A 20,125-nucleotide genomic window follows, 5' to 3' on the forward strand; every position below is an offset into this window, starting at 1 on the left:
CTCGATGGGGGTACCGCCGGTGATGCCGTTGTGGGTCTTGGCACCGAAGTTCATGGATTCTCCTGGAGAGAGTGATGCGAACATGATGTTCTCATCGGTTATTTGTATTGTAACAACACTACAAACGTTTTGACAAGGAAAACACGTATATATGTAATTTTCAATTAATTATTTTTAAAACTTCTTTTCATCTCATGTTTTGGATTTATAATTCCAAAAAAATATAGTCATAATATAAAAATAACCCTATAATAATATATAAGATTAGCGAACTTGCAGACTCCCATATAACAGGTAAAAGGTCGAGGTCCACCATGAACCCTAACCCTTACATTCGCTCTTTCCTGTCGGAAGAATTTTCGAAACACGATAGGATTCCTCAGGATGGCGATCTTGAGCGTGCAGCTGATGTTGCACTCTGGGAACTGAAGAGGCATGGTGTTCGAGAGAGGGCAGACTGGCCGCTGCTCGACCTCCCGTTGCACCTGAAAGTCCGGTTTATCGTCGAAGTGCTCGAAACGGTACCAGACATGCAGTTCAAAAAACTCATCCAGATCAACGGCCGTATCGACTGGGCTCTGGATGCACTCAACAAACGACTGCAAGTTCTGCGAGTCGCTTATAAAAACAACACTCCCTCAACCACTCTGTGGAGGAGAAGCCGCCTCTCGGACTAGTAAATACTCCCTTTGTCATAGAGGCAGAGGCGCCCGAGCATGTACTCACGTACAAGCTCGGGCGCCGCGCGTTCCAAAAGAAATTATCCCAATTGGAAAAAAACAAATATTTGGCATATACTTAAAGTGCAAGGCATAGCAATCGCCGCACATTTAGAAAGGACGGCACATGCTGTCAACCGCTGTCGATGCCCTTCAGGAACACCTGAAGACGTTCCACCCGGAAGAGAAGCTGCCGCAGAATGCGACGTTCCAGAACGCTCTGGCTCACATCAGCGCTACGGTTGGTCTCTCGTACTTGCCTCAGTCTGTCGAGCAGCTCATCACCCTGCTCCAGATGGTGCGCGGAAGGGGGGATTCCCTCGGTACTCTCGAAGGAGCCGTCGGAGCCATGCTGGAGGTCATCCAGTATGAGCGAATGCAGGAAGCACCTGAGTCTCCTGTGAAGGAGGCAAAGGAAAACTGGATCAGTAGGATTCTCAACGGAGAACTCTGATTCAGCAAGCGCCCGGAGCACACAACTGTGTACTCCGGGCGCCGCACTTGAAAGGAGTTTTTGTCTTGAATATAAAATTTGCCACGGATCACCAATATCTCTTCTCCCATCATCAAGTCCAACATGCCCTGATCGTTTGGGACAAAGAATCACGAAAAGACATTTACCTTGTAGACACAGAAACACCCGATACTATCACCCTTCGCTTTCCAGGTGAAACATATCGGGAACGTTTATTGGACGAACTGGAGCCTTATTTTTTTCAAGTTTTGCTAACAGAAGATGATAGTGAAATAGCCGTAATTTTAGGAGCTACTTTTGATTATCAAGATAAATTAGTCGGCATGTATTATTCCAAAACAGAACAACACAGTACCTATTTCTTCTATTTGCAAGATGGGCAACTTTTAGAAATTGTGGAAAAAGATTACGCAACAGTCATTGGACAATTCCGTCTTCTCTATCCCCAGATGTTATAAACTTGGCGTGTTCCCTTCTTCATCTTTCATAATATAAGCCATAACAATCGCTGTTTCTGTTGCTAAAATAAGCGATGGATTGTTTTTCTTTTTCCTCAGATCAAGCGCTTCTTCAAAGCGCAGGATCGCATTTTCATACTCTCCTAATTCCAGTAAACATTTCCCCATATGTTGAAGTGCGTAGTCCCGATAATTCTCTAAATCTTTGTAGCTGCTGATCGCTAAGGCTTGTTCAAAACAAGCTAGAGCTGCTTCATGTCTCTCATCATATTTAAAAGCTTCCCCAAGTCGAATCAGGGCTCGTAATTCACCCTGTAAATCTTCCTCTTTTTTTGTCAACTCTAAGGCCTTCTCCAAATATTGTACTGCTTTTGAAGTTTGGTATAATACCCGATAACCATTGCCAAGGTAACTATAGAGAAAAATCAACACTTGCGGATCGACTTTTGGTTCTTGTAATACTTGCCGAAGATATGTATTTGCTTCTTCTAAAACAGCCTTTAATTCCCCTTCATCGACTGGCTGTTCACGGAGAAATTGAGCTGGATTATATTGCATATAATGCGATAGATTCGGTAATTTCTCTTTAAGTTTTGATAATCTCATTTTATTTTTCTGGCCCCTTCCGATTCCATTATAGCATGAAATTGGATGGTCCTACCTTATCAAACAGCATCAAAATAGGAAAGAATCAGACTTTAGAAAACCGGTATCATCACTTTAGCAAAATAACAGTTTGTCTTTACTACCAATCGGGGAAACTATAACCAAAAAGGAGCTCACCTATGTCATCCCTTTTCCTGTCTCATGGTTCTCCTCTTATTGCCATTCGAGAAGATAGTTATAGCAAATTTCTACATAAGCTAGGACAAGACCTGAAACGCCCAAAAGCCATTGTCCTCTTTAGTGCTCATTGGGAAAGCGAAATTCTCACGCTATCCTATCACGATGAAACTTATAAAATGATCTATGATTTTGGTGGTTTTCCAGATGAAATGTATCAGATTACTTATCCTGCAAAAGGTTCTACTGAAGTAGCGAAACTCACCCAGCAACTCCTTTCAGATAAAGGAATCTCTACAAAATTAGATCCCGTTCGAGGTCTCGATCATGGGAGTTGGACATTGCTCAAACACCTTTATCCCGATGCCGCAATCCCGATCGTACAAGCATCTGTAAATCCATTTCTTCCAGCAGAAGAACAATATCGGATCGGAGAGGCGCTCCGCGGATTAGCCAAACATGATATTTTGCTGATCGGCAGTGGTTCTACAGTCCACAATCTTCGAATCTTAAACTGGGATCAAGAAGAGCCTGAGCAATGGGCAATACAATTTGACCAATGGCTCATCGATCAAATCACAGCTCAAAATAAAGAAGCTTTACTACAATACACTGCACTTGCTCCTCATGTTGGTCGAGCAGTTCCAAGACCTGAACATTTTGTTCCTTTTTTGATCGCCGCAGGGACATGTTCTTCTAAAACATCTGTTTTATTTCAAGGCTATGAACTAGGTAGCCTTAGCTATCTTTGTGTTGGGTTTGATTTAAATCTATAAGCGGTATATACAACGGGATCGTGTGTATAAGAAATACGATCCCAAACAAATAGCAATAACAGAAAGAAAAAAATGTAGAAACGAAATAGATATGTTAATCTTTTCGCCACCTAAATAATGCTAATTTTCTTTATAATGGAGATATTCTCATACATTCAGAAAGGGGTTACTCCATTGCGAAAAATATTTTCATGCTTTCTTATTCTCTCTTTATTCATCAGCCTATTCTCTCTTATCCCAACAACTTTTGCTCAAAATGTCAGTTCAAAAAAAGAATACACCGTATCCAAATACGAACAACAAGTAATCAACTTAGTAAATGAAGAGCGAAAAAAACGCAATTTAAAACCACTAAAATTTGATCTTAAAGTGAGTCAACTAGCTCGTCAAAAATCAGAAGATATGCGTGATAAAAATTATTTTAATCACACCTCTCCTACTTATGGAAAACCTTGTGACCATATGAAAAAAGAAGGGGTAGATTACAGATATTGTGGTGAAAACATCGCAGCAGCATACAAAACTCCAGAAGAAGTGATGGAAGGCTGGATGAAGAGCGAAGGACATCGAGAAAATATCTTAAATCCCAACTACACACATATCGGGGTAGGTTATGCAGACGGTGGAGGAAAGTACGAAACGTATTGGACTCAACAATTTATAGGATAAGCAGTGGGTATTCCACTGTTTTTCTTATGTGATTGATTCTAATTTGTTTTTATGACGTTTTCTGTATGTTTCTCATAAAAAAACAGGTAAATGATTACTTTCTATCGAATAAAAAATGAATACCTATATGAATCAGTCGAAATGCGACTAAAGTCTTAGATAAAGTTAAACCTCTAGATCGTTTTGGTTCACTTCCATCTACTATATTCTAATGCTAGCAACAACAACAAAGGGGGGAAACAAGATGAAGAAAGTTGCTGGGATTATCCTGCTTGTCATTGGTTCCATTGTGCTGCTTGTCCATTTCGGACGCATTTTCCTCTTGGTACTAATGGCAAGCCTTGCATTTTATGGAGTAAAAAAATTAAAGCATGCCCATACAAGACAAAGGAAAAACAAAGCATATCTCCTTTTGGGAATAGCAGCGATATGTTGTTTGTTTATCGTACCTTTGCTATTTGCCTTACTCATCAGCGGAACCTTACTCTACTTCGGATGGAAATTACTCTATCAAGCCTCTTCGACTAGCGTTACTGGATCAACCGCTGCCAAACATTCTTTTGACAACAGCTTTGACGCCGATTGGAAGGCCTTTGTAGAAAAAAATAAACATACTTAGGTTCATTTTAGAAGGGAGAGAATAGGAATGGGACGCTTTCGTCGTTTTTTTAAATCCACCTACCGACAGGTAATCAGTGAAATAGAAGATCCAGAATCCATGTTAAAACAATATTTAAAAGATATGGAGAAAGAAATTTTCGTAGTAAAAGATGTGATTAGTAAACAGCTTGTTTATCTCCAAAACTTTCAAAAACAACAGGAAGAAGCAAAATTGCTAATAGTGAAACGAGAAAAGCAAGCAGAAATAGCTGCAAAAGCAGGCGAAGAAGCATTGGCCACAAAAGCTTCCAATGAAAAGATTCACTATCAAGCAAAAACAGAAGAATATGCAGTATATATCGCGGAAACGGAAGCTGGAATCGAAGATTTAAAAGAAAAACTTTACACCTTAGAACGGGAATACCTAAATCTCGTAGATAAGAAAAACAGCTTGGTCGCAAGAGTAAACCGAGCAAAAGCATATCATAGCATCAACCAAACACTCGAAGCCTTAAAATCAGAGGAATTACTTCACGATTTTCAAAGGATCAACGATGAAATCAATCACTTGAATGGTCATCAGAAAGAGATTACGAAAACAAATGAGATTGAAGAATTAGATGAAATCGACTTACGAATCGAAAAGCTAAAAGAATCAAAAGAAGCACAATAGAAAAAACAGGGGATGTACGAATGTACTCCTCTGTTTTTCTACTTCCACTCTCTACCTAAAATAAGCCAAAGACGATAGATTACGTACAACCCTAAATAAGCACCAGTAACTAAGAAAAAAGGATTGAGAAACAGCCCATGAATGCTGGTCATGAAAACAGTGTGATCATGAATAATCGTATAGATCCCAATGGAAGCAATGCTGCTAAAGATTAACAGAAACACAACAGCGAAACTATTCAAGTAAACTTCTAGTCTTGGCCATATTCGTTGAACCAAACAGAGAAAAAGTGGTAAAAATATGATTCCTATCACCAGCAACACTTTCATTCTTATCACCCATTATCAGTGTTTGCGGTGAATAAACTTCCCATACATGCTTCAATTAATCTATTTCGAGCTTGTTGCATTATTCAACGTAAAAGCGCAGATGTGCACCTCAGACAAGGGCACAAGTCTCGCTTTGGGTGAGTGGAGCGTCCTTTGTGTTTTTTCAACAACAAACGCGGAAAACACTCACATCAAGCGACTTTATCCTGAGTTCCATCTTATTTATGCAACAACCTCTATTTCTTAATCATTATTCAATTTCACATGCTGCAAAGGAATATACTTTGTTTTCTTTCTCCACTTATAAACACCATATAAAATAAGGAACAACGGAATACTGATATAAGAAACAAGCACACCTTGCCAATCAATACTAGGACCAGTAAATGCTTGTATGTTTTGACCAATAATAATCACAAAGCAAAATACCCCAGCAAAAATGGGTCCAAACGGAAACCATCGTGCACGGTATGGGAGTAAGGCTAGATCCTTCCCTTGAGCTACCCATGCCTTTCGAAATCGGTAGTGACTAATTGCGATTCCTAGCCATGCAATAAAACCAGACAGACCAGAGGCATTGAGTAACCATAGATAAACTTTCCCGTCCCCATATAAAGATGACAAAAAGGTAAGTCCTCCCACTAATACGGTTATGATTAATGCAATCACAGGAACTCCTCTATGATTTAACTTCCCTAATTTTTTCGGTGCTTGTTTTTCTTTCGCCAGATTCCAAAGCATACGAGTACATGCATAGATGGCTGAGTTACCAGCAGAAAGTACTGCTGTCAATACAATAAAGTTAATAAAGGAGGCTGCACCAGCAAGTCCCGCTTTTGAAAATACGATCGTAAATGGACTGAGGGCAATTTGAGTTCCATCTCCACCCAACAGTCTAGGATCGTTAGAGGGGATTAAGAAACCGATTACAAGTAATGCTAGAACATAAAAGAGCAATATACGCCAAAAAATCTGCTTCACTGCTTTTGGCAAAGACTTCCCAGGCTCTTTGCTTTCACCTGCTGTCACTCCCACTAGTTCTGTTCCTTGAAAAGAGAAACCAGCAACAATTAGCAACTGAAACAAAGTAAAATAACCGCCATGAAAAGCACCTGATCCAGCATGGAAGTTAGAAAAACCTACCGCTGACCCACCTATCACACCAAAAATCATTAAGATACCCACAATAATAAAAACAATAATAGCCAATACTTTAATTAATGCAAACCAAAACTCTGCTTCTCCAAATCCACGGACAGAGATGAGATTAAAAATTACAAATACGATTAAAAATAATAAACTCCAAACATAAGAAGGTGTATTCGGAAACCAAAACTTCATTAAAAGTGCCCCAGCTGATAATTCTACTGCGATGGTAATGGCCCAGTTATACCAGTAATTCCAACCCATAGCAAAGCCAAGTGCTGGATCAACGAAGCGAGATGAATATGTACTGAATGATCCAGTTACAGGCATATAGCTCGCCATTTCACCTAAACTTGTCATCAGAAAAAATACCATTATTCCAATGACTGCATAAGCCAATACTGCACCGCCTGCACCGGCTTGATGTATAGCAGAACCACTAGCTAGAAATAGCCCTGTACCAATTGATCCACCAATCGCCAACATAGATATGTGACGAGAAGACAACTTGCGATGCAAATTATTTTCTTCCAAGCAAAACACCTCCATGTTCTTAAGAAAAAATACCGCTGTGAAGCGGTATTTTTCCCCCTATTTTGCCTTCTTTTAAATAATTTTACCTTCATCTAGAATAAAGCTAAAAAATAAAAATTTCAACATTATTTTTAAATAATTATATATAACTTTAAGGGAAGAGTATGCTTCTAATCTGACTTAAATCTGTATCGTCATCGACAATTGGTTTTCCGGAAGCAGGCACAGCTCTTTCTCTCCCCCACTTTCGGATGGCTTTGATTTGCTCGGGGCTTGTTTGAGAAAGTGGTACCACATTTTGAAAACTTCGGCGAAAGAGATCGACCGTGATAGAAGTATCTCCATTGAGAAATGCTTGTTTAACGACATCACGCACAGCGGACTCAATATCAGCACCTGCAAATCCATCTGATAGACGAACTAGCTCATCTAATAATCTGTCATCTAAATTTCGTTTTAAACCACGATGTATATAGATATTAATAATATCTTTTCGTTCCTCTGGTGTTGGCAAATCAACAAAAAACAACTCATCAAAGCGACCTCGCCGTAAAAGTTCTGGGGGAAGTTTAGAAACATCATTTGCAGTCGCTACCACAAACACACGTGAACGTGCTTCCTGCAACCAAAATAAAAACTGACCTACGATACGATTGGTAACTCCAGTAGAGTCTCCTTGCGTACCTGCCAAGCCTTTTTCAATCTCATCGATCCATAATACACAAGGAGATACATGATCTGCAGTACTCAATGCATCTTTTAACCTACTCTCTGATTGACCTACATACTGCCCATAGATCGTAGCTAAATCTAATCGATAAAGGGGTAGGTTCCAACTAGCAGCTATCGCTTTTGCAGATAAGGATTTTCCACACCCTGGTACTCCAACGAGCAACACTCCTCTTGGTGGACGTATTCCCCTCTCTCGTAAATCCGCAGTAAGCAATGGTCTTTCATGATCTAACCATTTTCTAAGCCCTTCTAATCCTCCAACAGTTAAATCTTGATCGCGTATATAAATTCGTTCGAGTCCGGAAATATCAGAGAAAACGCTATCTTTTACTTGTGATAGTTCGGCGAGATCTCCTTGTTCAATTTTCCCTTTGGCTAACAGAGTAGCAATTACATTCTCCGCTTCAATTTGACTGATACCAGCTAATATAGCAGCTGCTTCCTTCTCTTCTTTTTCTGTCCAAGAAATTGGCATTTGCCCTCGGTATGGATTGATCTGCTCTCGAATAATCTCCAGCATTTCATCTTCTGTAGGAACATCTAGTGTGACAGACATTCCAAGTCGCGCCAGCGGGTTCCAAACTGGATTAGAGGTGATGACTACTACAGAACCACCCGTTTCCGCTGCTAACATTGCTACATCATAAAAATAACGTGCTGTTGGTGTATCATCTTCTAAATCAGAGACTTCTGTTAAGATATATGTGAGATTTTGTCTTTGTGAAAATTGGCTACTAATAAAATCAATCGCTCCTAAAACCGATCTATCCTCACTAACTGTCCGATGCTGCACTAAATCTCTCATTCCTTGTGACAGTGTATGAACATACATAGGTATATTTATCTTCTGAGCTAAATGGCGAACTACTTCCAATACCCGTGACCGTTCCGAACTCCTAATGGAAATAAACGGTATACGTGCCTTTAAATATCTCTCTACTACATCTGTAAAGCCTTTTAGGTCGCTCATTCGAATATGATTCTCCTCTTCGTTTTTCCCATTGGAATAGGGGATTGATTTTCCTGTGGTTGATTTACCCAAATTGGAGTGTGTTGAATAATCCGAAGCAGCCTTCCACTAGATTCTTTCTTAGCTTCGTCCAAAAGATAAGACTGAATCTCTTTCACATTCTTTTCCAATTCCTCATTCATTTTGCTCCTAAGTTCTTCTGGAAATACAGGAACAGACACAAAGCGTACAAGGTAATTAATTTGACGTCGAAAAGCGAGAATAGCTTGTACCATTGCATTTTCATTTCCATGTACACGACCTAATTCTTTTGTAAACTGATTTACTGCTTTTTGCAGACGAAAAGAGACTGCTTCCCCCATCTTTTGGGTAAAACGCTCTGCAACCCCTTTTGTCCAAGGAACTTGTCCGATAGCTACTGTTTCTAGTAATTCTTCGTCATGGTCTGCTTCACGAAAAATTTGAAAACTAGCGATCCAATCAGAATACGTAGTTGGGGGTTTGAATCCGCTCATTGTTTTTTCCCTCTTTTGATCAATTTAGATGGAGGTAATAGATCCCATTTTGGAAATTGGCTATACTCCCCATCTTCTAGATGATTATCTTGTTTTACAGGACTAGTATGTTTTGCTGTTTCTTTAGCCGGCGTATCTTTAAATACACTCATTGGCTCCTCATCTTTAAACGGATTATCATCCATCTTCTTTCTCCTCCTCATCTCATAATAACGCGCGTTTTATCATAGTTCCGTTGCAATGCTTCTTTTACATGTAATGGTTTTAACAGCTCTGGCAAGCGTTCTGCTTTCTGATCCGCTTCTTCAAATGCAGCTCGATAATCTACTACATCAGCTAAAGTTGCTTGCATCTCCATCTGTACATATTGTTCTATCTCTTTTAGTTGGTCACGAAATGGTTTTTCCTTTCGCCATTTATAGAAAAAAACTCCTGCTAAGATCGGAAGCAGACCAATAATGGGCGAGTACTGGAAAGAAAGATAGGAAAATACTCCGAAAGATAACACTGCTGTCAGAATGAGTTTTGCCTTTTTATGTTTTAAATAACTTTTAGAAAAGCGCGTTTTCCACATCTCTTTTATTTTCCTTTTACTGGACTTCTTTAAGGCTTCTCGAACCGATTCTTCGCATAATTTTTCATTGTTGCCATCTTGGGTAAAAAATTTCCAATCATCCATCAAGTGTAACTCTCTTACCTTTTTCGGACTGATTAGCTGAATATCAACAGGGATTTGATTTCGAATAGATAAGGCCAGATCATTGTGCGTTTCCAGCACTACATCTTTTAAAACAGCTAAAGCATATCGCTGAGATGCAGCCGAAACTTTTAGTGTCTCTGGATACATAGCCATATTCCGTAATAACTCTAAGTAATTTTGCGTTGGAGCAAATAATTCTGCTTCTGCTTTTACCTTTTGTTCAATCTCATCATCTTCTCCACCCGCTTCAATTATGATCTGCATGGATCTTTCTTCTCGCCGGAGCGGAAGCTCATCTTCCTCGTATTGGAATACTAGTTTTTCTAGTAAATCATCCACTGCTTCTTCTACTCGTGAAGAGGGTGTAAGATCTCTATTCAGTGCTTGTTCCATATAATTACCAATCTCTTCATGATATTGAACAATCTGAGCCGAGTATCCAACTTCTTTCCAGTTGGTGCTATTTTCTGCTAAATAAGGGTAATTCTCATCTTTTGACGGATAGTTTACACGTTGGAATAGAGCATCACGCCATTTGGCTCTCTCCTCTGTCAGTAAATCTACTTTAGATGTAAATTCCTCAATCCACTGCTCACTTTGATCCATAAAGGAATTACAGATAGATAGAGGTAAGATCCCATTTGTTATTCCATCGATCACCATCACCATATCCCGATCCATCTTCATGGGGTTTACTTCTTGGAAATATTGCGCAAACCACTGTCGACATGCTTCTTGTCGATTGTATCGTCTACTGACTAATGCAAAAAATAAACTGGCCTTCTTGGGGTCCCGTCGCATAGCTTCCTCTAAAGCTCTTTGAGCCAGATCTCTTTGATCACTTACCCATCCCGTTAACGCTACCAATGCAGGTGCTAGCCAGTATTTTGGGGTAACGACCATCATCTCTTCTGTCACACTTTTTATCATATTTGATCTGACTAACGATAAATCAATTGCTTGCAAGATTCCCGTAGCGGTACGCCGGAGTTGATCATAATGACCGTATTTTTGTTCTAGTTCTTGCTTCACACGTACCAATCGAATTTCAGCTAATTGCAAATCAATATCAGGCATAGTTTCACTCCTTTACAACAGATACTTCACCATTTACAGCAATGGCTCGTAGGCAATCCGGATATACTTCGATACAAGCATAACTCGGATGAAGTGCCAACCTTCTTGCTTTAGAGAATTCTTTAGGCAGGGAATCCGTTTTTTTTATGTGTTGTAGTATTGTTTTATCTCGATCAATCAGATGCACATCGTAGCAATCATCTAAATAACACTTTGCTAATATCCCAATTAATTGTTCTTTTTTTGGTACATCCATAAATTGTTTCTCAATGGAAGTGATAACCGAATCTACGTCCATTGATACTGCACTGTGTACATCTAAATCAGCTAATAATTCCAAATATTCTTTTGTCCTCTTTCTCCTTAATCGTTCTGCCAATTCCAACTTTGAAGTAATCGGGCGAGTGACCAAATTGGTTTCCTGATCTCTTTCTTTTAATCCTGGAATAATAGGTCGACGCAAAATAATCCGCCCCTTTCCCAAAATAACTTTCCTTCATTATATTGCAAATAGAGTATACAAAAAAGAAAAGGTTTTGGCATGTCGCCTACCTTTTCTTTCTGGAACATCTATTACACTTTTCGCTAGTTTGAAACTCGATTCCGAAAGTCTTCTTGAATGGATGTAAGCAGGGATGGCTCAGTAATTAAACGGACTCCAGTAAGTGCTAAAGCCTTACTCGAACAAATCAATGCTTTATCCCCTAGCGGAGATTTAGCTGCCTGGCGAAACTCATCCGTATGACCAACTAGATCAGATGGGCCGATCTTGATATATGCATGTACGGTAGGAACAACATGGCTAACATTACCAGCATCAGTCGAACCTAAACCTTTTGTTTGTTCTACTATCTTTTCCCCTAAATTTTCCAGCTCTTTTATTAATACTTCATCAAATGCAGGGTTGAGAAGTAAATCGTCAATCTCATTTTGCAATGGTTTGATTTCTACCCGAGCACCAGTAGCTAATGCTGCACCTTCCGCGATTGCTTTTACTTTTGTTGTCACACCATTGAGGATTGTCCGTTTTGCAGCCCGAATAAAAAATCTCGCTTCAGCGTATTCGGGGACAATATTGGGAGCATCTCCACCGTGTGTAATCACTCCATGAATCCGAACGTCATCTGGAACATGTTGTCTAAGTGCATTTATACCATTGTAGAGTTGAATAACTGCGTCCAATGCATTGATCCCTTTCTCAGGAGCAACTGCTGCATGTGCAGGTTTACCATAGAAAGAAAAAATCAAAGGATCTAATGCCAGAGATGGAGATGTTCTGGCGGTTTCCGAATTGGGATGAATCATGGCACAGGCGTCCACTCCAGCAAAGCGATTATCTTTTACAAAACTAGCTTTTGCGCTCCCATTTGGTCCTCCTTCTTCTGCTGGGGTACCAAATACTACTACTTCTCCGCCAATTTCATCTAAAACTTTACTCAGTGCAATCCCTGCTGATACACTTGCTGTGCCAATAATATTATGTCCACAAGCATGTCCTAACCCTGGAAGTGCATCATACTCTGCTAGAAAACCAATCACAGGACCAGGTTTTTGGCTTTTCTTTCTTGCAATGAACCCAGTTGGGTGACCTGAGATATCCACTTCCACATCAAATCCGTGTTCTTTTAGCAATTTGGTATGCAGACCACTTGCAAAATACTCTTCATTCCCTATTTCAGGACGTTCATGTATGTCATGACTTACTTGAATCCATGTATCACGTGTTTCATCAATATATTGAGTTATTTGCTCACGAATGGTTACTATTTTAGTTTGCGCCAAGTTTATCCTGCCCCTTTTTTATAAATTTTCAATTTCAGAAATGGGAACAACCGTTGGAATTACTCCTCCATTATAGACCTTCTTAATATATTCACTTACCTCAGAAGATTGATAGATTTTTACTAGTTTTTTCAAATTAGCATTATCTTTGTTCTTGGTTTGTGTAGCGATAATATTGATATATGGCTTTGCAGTTTTGTCTTCCTTAAATATTGGGTCTTTTACTGGGCTGAGACCTGCACTTACAGCAATCCCATTGTTAATAACTGCAGCAGCTGCATCATCCATCGAGCGAGGGGTCTGTGGTGCTGCAACCGTAACAATTTTTAAATGCTTGGGATTAGAAGCTATTGCTTCCATCAGACCTTTTCCATTAGCTCCCATCACCTTTGCTGCTTCTATCACTCCAGCATCTACTTCTAATAAAGAATTTTCTACTAAGCGTCCGAAATAAGGCGCTGCATAAAAAATCAATGGTACAATAGCAGCTGCTGTACCGATTGATGAGCCTGTTACCAATCGTGTAAAAGGGATGATCGCAACCAATAAAATAATAAAAGGAACGGATCGAAAAATATTGATGATTGCGTTGAGAATCGTGAAAAGCGTTCTGTTTTCTAATATATGTCCTGGCCGAGTTACAACCAGCACCACTCCCAATGGAAAACCAATCAATATGGAAAAAACAAGCGATACGAAAACCATGATGAACGTTGCAATTGTTCCATCTACTAACTGCGGCCAAAAAACCGCCCAATCAAACGCCAATTGATGTCACCTCTTTCACTAGTACTTGATGCTGTTGTAAATATTGAATAATGTCTTCTGTTACCTTCCAATCACCTTGAATACTTATTAATAAGTCTCCAAAAGGTTTCCCTTGTAATTCTGTAATACTACCCTGCAAAATATTGATATCGGTTTGAAATTTCCTTATTGCTTCTGCAATAAGTGGTCTCTTTGCGTTTTCACCAGTAAATACAATTCGTAAGATTTGATCCTGTTTTTTCAAGGATTGGCGTACACTTTCTGGTAGTTCCTGTCCAAAAATAGTACGAACAAATCGCTGTGCTGTTTCGGACTTTGGATTGGTAAACACTTCATAAACCGTTCCTTGTTCCACAATTCTCCCTTGATCAATCACTGCTACGCGGTCACACAAATTTCTCACCACATCCATCTCATGAGTAATCAACAAAATGGTGATCCCATAGTCTGTATTCACCTTTCGAAGCAAATCGAGTACTGATCTCGTTGTATCAGGATCTAAAGCAGAAGTTGCCTCATCACACAACAAGATATGGGGATCAGTAGCCAAAGCCCTAGCAATACCTACCCGTTGTTTTTGTCCACCTGACAATTGCCCAGGGTAATGTTCAGCCTGATCTGCTAAACCAACAAAGGTAAGAAGCTGCATTACTTTTTCTTCTACTTCTTTACGCTTTTTTCCAACTAAATAGAGAGGCAATGCGACATTGTGAAAAACTGTTTTGGACTCTATCAGGTTAAATTGCTGAAAGATCATACCAATTTTTCGACGAGCTTCCCTTAATTTTTCAGATGACAGAGCAGCCAATGCGACACCATCTACTATTACTTCACCTGTGGTTGGTTCCTCTAACAGATTGACAGATCGAATTAACGAACTTTTCCCCGCTCCACTCACCCCCACTACCCCATAGATCTCTCCTTTTTCTATATGTAGAGACACTTCTTTCAGTGCTTCCACTGGTGGCGATCCAGGGTAGATTTTGCTGATATTACTCAATTCAATCAAATTCCATACTCCTAGTAAAAATATTACATCCCAATAGATGGATAAATCGTAGAAAAACAAAAAAAGCCTCTTACTATTCATCAATAGAAAGAGGCTTTTAAACTAAGGAATATCCGCTCATTTAAATAACTCTTCCTATCTGCCAAGCAAACTTGCTTGCAGGAATTAGCACAGTATCGTAAATGATCTGTTGCTGAGATATCAAAGGGCCGGTCCCTCCATCTCTCTAGATAAGAAGTTAATATTTAATTGAGGTCATTTTATATTTAAATACATAGTAAGTCAATAGAATTTTAAATATTAATCAATAAAGGGTATAATGCTTGTTTTCTCCTTAAATCGCTTAACCCAAAAGAAAATAGATATCTCTAATGAGATGTCCAACCTCCATCGATAACTAATTCGGTACCTGTAGTAAATCTCGATTCATCTGAAGCTAAATATAAGACTCCGTAAGCCACATCATTTGATTCACCTAAAAAAGGGAGCGGTGTAACGGATTCAAAATGTTTTCGAATCCCTTCATTAGCAAGCAAATCTTCCGTCATTGGTGTATGTATCATTCCTGGATAAACAGAATTTACCCGTATATTGTACTTGGCATATTCGACAGCAGCACTTCTGCTAATCGCTCGAATCGCCCCTTTTGAAGCAGTGTATGGATTGACTCCACCAGCTATTAAACCTGCAACTGAAGAAATATTTATGATCGAACCACCACCTATTTCTTTCATAACTGGAACGACATATTTCATTCCTAAAAAAGTTCCAATCATATTTATATCTAATACTCGTCTCCATTCTTCAATCAAATCGTCATGACTCGCTGTTGTACTAGCATTATTTATTAAAACATCTACTTTCCCATATTTCTTGCAAATTGCTCTTATCAAATTACTCCAATGCTCTTCAATCGAAATATCATGAAAAAAAGCAATTGCTTCCCCGCCATTTTTTTGAATATCCTCTGCTACTTTATATACTTTTTGTTTCTGGATATCTGCAAGAATCACTTTTGCACCTTCTTTGGCAAAAAGAATAGCTTCTGCTTTCCCTTGTCCACTTGCCGAACCTGTGATAATTGCAACTTTACCCGCTAAGCGCCCCATAGCACCTATCCCCTTTGAAATCGCAGATGTTTTGCGATTCTATCATGATGAACCGCTTTCTATTGAATATATGGAACATTATAACATCTTTTAATTTGTATCTACATAATATTTGTAATAATATAAAGATATTATTTTACTTTCATGTGTTATAAAAATGATAATGAATTGTCAAAGATCTTTGTTAATAGAATGAAACGTTATTTATTTATTTTCTATTTATCTTTGCTTTATATATAAAAATACAAAATTATAAATAATAATTCGAATTTATATAAGTATTTCCACCTATTGATGAAGAATTCCCAAAATAAACACGAACATATCTTGACGAAAGTTTACTCATCAAGATATGTTAATGATAGAAACGAAGTGAGAAAATCACTCCCCTACGTTTCCCAAAGAGATCACAGAGAGGACACCATGCCATTTAACGAACTACTTGGCACCGATCTAAAAGAAGCAATCGAAGGTCCATTCTTCCTTCCGGGAATTCTCCTTCCGGTAACCAGTGACACCGCTGTTTATGCCATCCCAGGATGGTATGAGAAACCCAGCTGTATGCAACCAAGTTCCACAAAGCTGTCGAGTCTGGGTCATTCCGTAGAGGTGCCGAGTTATCCTGACTTCGATAACAGCAAATGGACAGACTGGGTGCGTTCGATCTGGACACAATTGCTGGAAATCCGTTCGCGGGGAATCAAGAAACTCTACTTGCTAGGATTCTCCTTGGGCGGGCTCATCGCTCTTCAGCTATCGACACTCAAAGATCGTCTGATGCAAGAGTACGGGCTAGAGGTTATCGGAGTGATCGCCGTCAGTCCCCCTCTTAAGCTCCGATGGAAATTGCGTCTTCCAACGGAAGTAATTCGAGCTTCCACCCTCGACCGCCAGATCGCTAAGCAAGCCAGTCGATTCTTCCCGACAATCCACTTCCCTCATTCCAAATATGTATTGGAAGAATACTGGAGCTCAGAGGTGGATCGTACCTTGATTTCCACCATCGAACTGATTCGAGCAATCAGATATACCAATCAGACACTCAAAGAGAATACCCTTCAACTGCCTGTTTTGGTCGTCGTGTCCGAAAAAGACGAGCTGGTTGACAGCACACAGACCACTCGGTTCGCCAAAAAAAGAATCAGGCAGGTAGAAGTAGTGGAAGTGCCGGGAGGACACAACAGTCTTCTCAGCACTTCCTGTCCGATCGTTTGTGAAGTAATGGATGGGTTCATCTCTCGAATCCAAGGAAACTAGGAGAAAGACGGCTGTCACGCGACAGCCGTCACCCCCTAAGTGTTGATTCTCTTTTTAAAAAATTTCAAGACTACACGAAGTCACCACATATGCTTACCTCCTGCTTTACTTCCATCCCCTCTCCAAAGGCATGTCCCACTTTCTGTATACTCATATGCAACTTGACTAATATCTAATTCTTCTGCTACAAGTATATTATACGCGTATAGAAGCTTTATCTTTTTTAATGAATTACAAAAAATACGCCTTTTGTAGAACAGCCCAAACAAAATCACAAGCAAAATGAGGCGATATAGTGGAAAAAAATCGGTACTGGGTATTGACCAAGCGACCTGTCGGTAATGATTATGCTTCTGCATTAGAACTCGTTGAAGAAGAAATCCCTCCACTTGTTGACGGCGATGTATTAATTCGTAACGCATATTTTTCCCTTGATGCTGGCACTAGAATGTGGATGACCGCTAGAGAAGATTCTTACTCCCCTCCAACTCCGCTGAATTCTCCGGTAATAGGAATGGTACTAGGAACAGTTGTCGAATCTCGGCACCCTGATTTTCGTGCTGGGGATTTAGCTCGTGCTTATGGACAATGGTCTGATTATTCGATCTCCAGACCAGATGACACCTATGTAGAACGAGTCAGTTGGCAACTTGATGACCTGCGTCAACATCTAGCTGTTTTTGGTCCGAATGGTTGGACTGCCTATTTGGGAGTAGTGGAGTATGGAAAAACAAAACCGGGGGATACTTTTGTCGTCTCTGCCGCATCAGGTGTAACCGGCGCTTTAGCTGGACAAGTAGCTGCACAGCTTGGCTGCAAAGTAATTGGGATTACAGGTTCAGCGGAAAAAGGGGCTTGGTTGACAGAGAAACTAGGTTTTACAGCGACTATTGACCATCGCAAGGAAGATGTCGCAACACGCTTACGTGAATTGTGTCCAGAGGGAATCAATGTATATTATGATAATGTGGGCGGAACTATTTTGGATGCAGCTTTAGAAAATATGGCTCTGTTTGGACAAGTAGCAATATGCGGCTTACTGATGAATTATGACCAAGAAAGCCCAATCCCAGGCCCGTATAAATTTGATCAAGTTTTAATGAAACGCTTGCAATTCACCGGATTTTTCTCCCCAGATTTTTATCATCGCGGACCTGATGTGAACCGAATTATGCGCCCTTGGTATGAAGCAGGAAAACTGAAAATGGAATTTGATGTCACACAGGGACTGGAAAACACCTTAGAAGCATATAAAAGACTTTTCACTGGTCAAAAAATAGGTAAATCTTTGGTTCAACTAACGGAATTATAGTTCCCTTTTCATCAAGACATCGCATTATAACATTGTGAGCGAGAAAGCCCACGGTTTCAATCGTGGGCTGGAAGCGAGCGTTGGACTGGTGAAGGAATCTTCCTTCACCAGTCCAACCTTTGATAAAAGCAACTTTACAAACAAACATTCTCATGGTGATATATGTATAGTCGCAGCAGACGAAAACCAAGTTGTTAGCGGCAAAAAAGAAATAAACATTTGTAAACCGTGGGGCACACGGGGTTAGCTTGGTAATGAAATAGTCATAAGCTATCGTCCCAAGAATCCAACGGCTTTAGCCGTGCGGAGTTGTCAAAATTAACATAACCTTATTATCACCAACTGATTTTGCTCGCGATCACGAAAGAACTTACCAGTTAATTTTCACCCCATGTTTAGCTTGATAGATTCACTACAAAGTATCACTCCTTTTAGAAATACAAGCACCACGAGAGATGGTTCATAAAGAAACCTACTCTCGTGGTGCTTGTCAGTCTTTTAAGTTAGGAAATTACGACCATACACTATGCTCTCGAAACAGCCGGTTACACTCTTGGAGTCGCTCTTCCATCTCTTGTTCTGTGCTGGCAACAATAACCAAGGATGCCATATGATCCACACTTGATTTTGGACCATTGAATTTCTCACCTGGTTTGGCAAGTAAACGATATTCGGTTACATAATCTGGCCATACTTCTGCACGGAAACCGTTGAAAATTCCTTTTCTTGGGGGCAGTAGTGCGGAACCGGTTAAAATATGTGGTTTTACTTGTTTTCTTCCACCTGTAGGCAATTCCAAAGGTAATCCGAGCTGGGCATAAATCCAAGATTTATTCAGGTTGATTCCAAAAGATTGATCGATCTGGATATTTACCCTTCCTCCCCCTGTTCTGCTCGCTATTTCACAAAGAATAATTTGATCATCAGGTGTATGGAAAAATTCAGCGTGAAATGGTGTATGCTCTGGAGGAGCCATAATACGTAGGTGTTTCGTTACTCGGTCAGATAGTCTTTTTGCCAAATCAGTTGTCTGATCTAAAATATAACTACCTGTGAATTTACCATCTTCGTGAAAAGATAAACATGATTCAACGTATTTGCTACAAGAAGTAAAGATCAATTCTCCATGATAAATAAACCCATCTACGTGATACAAATCACCTTCTACAAACTTTTCTGCTTCCCAGTTATGCGGGACACCTTCATACAAAATAGTTTCCAGTTGCTCTTGTGTCTCAATAACCATAGTACCTACGGAACCGGCACTGTCAATTGGCTTGATCACAACCGGAAGATTATGCTCTTCCACAAACTCAATCAGATCAAAACTATTATGAATCTCACGGTAAGCCGGGCATGGTAAACCATGTCCATTCGCCAATTCTTTCATTTTGATTTTACTGCGAAAATTCCATGCACTGTCCCATGTCTGACCTTCCAAGCCAAATCGGCCACGTAAATAAGCAGCACGAAGAACATCTCGTTCGGATAAGCCAATAATAGCACGATATTTATACCGATCAAACAAATCAATTGCTCTTTGTTCCACATTTGCATTGTAATTATAGTTCGAAAAAGACTCGAAATAGGAATAATTTTCTGGATTAAAGTCTTCTGCATATTCGTCGGATGTCAATAAAATTAAATCTTCGTTTAAGTGATTTAACCATTCTTCATATGGTGCAAGATCACGCGAAACACGATTTAAAATTAAAATACTCATGCCATCACT

General features: G+C 39.7%; 22 protein-coding genes and 1 riboswitch. Of the genes, 9 read left to right on the forward strand and 13 right to left on the reverse strand.

Annotated features, from left to right (window positions below):
* The first annotated feature begins 314 nt into the window (after positions 1-314).
* The 3 genes from AC5WOE_RS16495 (at position 315) to AC5WOE_RS16505 (ending at position 1,652) form a co-directional block, all read left to right on the forward strand.
* Positions 315-677 (forward strand): hypothetical protein, encoded by a 363-nt coding sequence (locus AC5WOE_RS16495; protein WP_496051008.1) that lies wholly within the window; start codon positions 315-317, stop codon positions 675-677.
* 169 nt (positions 678-846) lie between these two features.
* Positions 847-1,173 carry a hypothetical protein gene (locus tag AC5WOE_RS16500; RefSeq protein ID WP_496051007.1) on the forward strand — a complete coding sequence of 109 codons (327 nt, stop codon included), beginning with the start codon at positions 847-849 and terminating at the stop codon, positions 1,171-1,173.
* A gap of 65 nt (positions 1,174-1,238) precedes the next feature.
* Entirely contained in the window at positions 1,239-1,652 is a 414-nt protein-coding gene (locus AC5WOE_RS16505; RefSeq protein ID WP_496051006.1) for a hypothetical protein, read from the forward strand.
* Here AC5WOE_RS16505 and AC5WOE_RS16510 read toward each other — a convergent pair.
* Complete coding sequence (locus AC5WOE_RS16510; protein WP_496051005.1) at positions 1,647-2,258, reverse strand: tetratricopeptide repeat protein; 612 nt, start codon at positions 2,256-2,258, stop codon at positions 1,647-1,649. The two genes, AC5WOE_RS16505 and AC5WOE_RS16510, sit on opposite strands and share 6 nt — an antisense overlap.
* 179 nt (positions 2,259-2,437) lie before the next feature.
* Between AC5WOE_RS16510 and AC5WOE_RS16515 the strand changes: the two genes are divergently transcribed.
* The 4 genes from AC5WOE_RS16515 (at position 2,438) to AC5WOE_RS16530 (ending at position 5,153) form a co-directional block, all read left to right on the forward strand.
* Positions 2,438-3,211 carry a DODA-type extradiol aromatic ring-opening family dioxygenase gene (locus AC5WOE_RS16515; RefSeq protein WP_496053074.1) on the forward strand — a complete coding sequence of 258 codons (774 nt, stop codon included), beginning with the start codon at positions 2,438-2,440 and terminating at the stop codon, positions 3,209-3,211.
* Between the two features lie 174 nt (positions 3,212-3,385).
* Positions 3,386-3,880 carry a CAP domain-containing protein gene (locus AC5WOE_RS16520; protein ID WP_496051003.1) on the forward strand — a complete coding sequence of 165 codons (495 nt, stop codon included), beginning with the start codon at positions 3,386-3,388 and terminating at the stop codon, positions 3,878-3,880.
* 244 nt (positions 3,881-4,124) lie between these two features.
* Positions 4,125-4,499: a hypothetical protein gene (locus AC5WOE_RS16525; protein WP_496053075.1), complete on the forward strand. Its 375-nt coding sequence runs from the start codon at positions 4,125-4,127 to the stop codon at positions 4,497-4,499.
* 27 nt (positions 4,500-4,526) lie between these two features.
* Positions 4,527-5,153 carry a PspA/IM30 family protein gene (locus AC5WOE_RS16530; protein ID WP_496053076.1) on the forward strand — a complete coding sequence of 209 codons (627 nt, stop codon included), beginning with the start codon at positions 4,527-4,529 and terminating at the stop codon, positions 5,151-5,153.
* Positions 5,154-5,191: 38 nt separating this feature from the next.
* On the opposite strand, the gene AC5WOE_RS16535 is transcribed toward AC5WOE_RS16530, so the two are convergent.
* The 11 genes from AC5WOE_RS16535 to AC5WOE_RS16585 form a co-directional block, all read right to left on the reverse strand.
* Positions 5,192-5,482: a transposase gene (locus tag AC5WOE_RS16535; RefSeq protein ID WP_496053077.1), complete on the reverse strand. Its 291-nt coding sequence runs from the start codon at positions 5,480-5,482 to the stop codon at positions 5,192-5,194.
* 243 nt (positions 5,483-5,725) lie between these two features.
* Positions 5,726-7,177: an amino acid permease gene (locus tag AC5WOE_RS16540; RefSeq protein WP_496053078.1), complete on the reverse strand. Its 1,452-nt coding sequence runs from the start codon at positions 7,175-7,177 to the stop codon at positions 5,726-5,728.
* A gap of 136 nt (positions 7,178-7,313) precedes the next feature.
* Complete coding sequence (locus AC5WOE_RS16545; RefSeq protein ID WP_496050998.1) at positions 7,314-8,864, reverse strand: AAA family ATPase; 1,551 nt, start codon at positions 8,862-8,864, stop codon at positions 7,314-7,316.
* Positions 8,861-9,379 carry a hypothetical protein gene (locus tag AC5WOE_RS16550; RefSeq protein ID WP_496050997.1) on the reverse strand — a complete coding sequence of 173 codons (519 nt, stop codon included), beginning with the start codon at positions 9,377-9,379 and terminating at the stop codon, positions 8,861-8,863. The genes AC5WOE_RS16545 and AC5WOE_RS16550 overlap by 4 nt, the downstream gene beginning before the upstream one ends.
* Positions 9,376-9,564: a hypothetical protein gene (locus tag AC5WOE_RS16555; RefSeq protein ID WP_496050996.1), complete on the reverse strand. Its 189-nt coding sequence runs from the start codon at positions 9,562-9,564 to the stop codon at positions 9,376-9,378. The genes AC5WOE_RS16550 and AC5WOE_RS16555 overlap by 4 nt, the downstream gene beginning before the upstream one ends.
* A 14-nt stretch (positions 9,565-9,578) precedes the next feature.
* Positions 9,579-11,156: a hypothetical protein gene (locus tag AC5WOE_RS16560; RefSeq protein WP_496050995.1), complete on the reverse strand. Its 1,578-nt coding sequence runs from the start codon at positions 11,154-11,156 to the stop codon at positions 9,579-9,581.
* A 4-nt stretch (positions 11,157-11,160) separates the two neighbouring features.
* Positions 11,161-11,619: a hypothetical protein gene (locus AC5WOE_RS16565; protein WP_496053079.1), complete on the reverse strand. Its 459-nt coding sequence runs from the start codon at positions 11,617-11,619 to the stop codon at positions 11,161-11,163.
* A gap of 122 nt (positions 11,620-11,741) precedes the next feature.
* A complete protein-coding gene (locus tag AC5WOE_RS16570) occupies positions 11,742-12,938 on the reverse strand; it encodes a M20 family metallopeptidase (protein WP_496053080.1) in 1,197 nt (398 codons plus the stop codon).
* Between the two features lie 18 nt (positions 12,939-12,956).
* A complete protein-coding gene (locus AC5WOE_RS16575) occupies positions 12,957-13,643 on the reverse strand; it encodes a MetQ/NlpA family ABC transporter substrate-binding protein (RefSeq protein ID WP_496053131.1) in 687 nt (228 codons plus the stop codon).
* Positions 13,644-13,695: 52 nt separating this feature from the next.
* Positions 13,696-14,715, reverse strand: a complete 1,020-nt coding sequence (locus AC5WOE_RS16580) for a methionine ABC transporter ATP-binding protein (protein WP_496053081.1) — start codon at positions 14,713-14,715, stop codon at positions 13,696-13,698.
* Positions 14,716-14,847: 132 nt separating this feature from the next.
* A riboswitch (SAM riboswitch) is annotated at positions 14,848-14,952 on the reverse strand.
* A gap of 131 nt (positions 14,953-15,083) precedes the next feature.
* Entirely contained in the window at positions 15,084-15,824 is a 741-nt protein-coding gene (locus AC5WOE_RS16585; RefSeq protein WP_496050992.1) for an SDR family NAD(P)-dependent oxidoreductase, read from the reverse strand.
* A 423-nt stretch (positions 15,825-16,247) separates the two neighbouring features.
* Between AC5WOE_RS16585 and AC5WOE_RS16590 the strand changes: the two genes are divergently transcribed.
* A complete protein-coding gene (locus AC5WOE_RS16590) occupies positions 16,248-17,081 on the forward strand; it encodes an alpha/beta hydrolase (RefSeq protein WP_496053082.1) in 834 nt (277 codons plus the stop codon).
* A 295-nt stretch (positions 17,082-17,376) separates the two neighbouring features.
* The gene (locus tag AC5WOE_RS16595) at positions 17,377-18,393 is read left to right on the forward strand and encodes an NADP-dependent oxidoreductase (RefSeq protein ID WP_496050990.1); all 1,017 of its coding nucleotides are present in this window, start codon (positions 17,377-17,379) and stop codon (positions 18,391-18,393) included.
* A 511-nt stretch (positions 18,394-18,904) separates the two neighbouring features.
* Here the strand turns inward: AC5WOE_RS16595 and AC5WOE_RS16600 are convergent.
* Positions 18,905-20,116 carry an ATP-grasp domain-containing protein gene (locus AC5WOE_RS16600; RefSeq protein WP_496053083.1) on the reverse strand — a complete coding sequence of 404 codons (1,212 nt, stop codon included), beginning with the start codon at positions 20,114-20,116 and terminating at the stop codon, positions 18,905-18,907.
* Between the last annotated feature and the right edge of the window lie 9 nt (positions 20,117-20,125).

Source organism: Shimazuella sp. NTD248 (assembly GCF_059510395.1).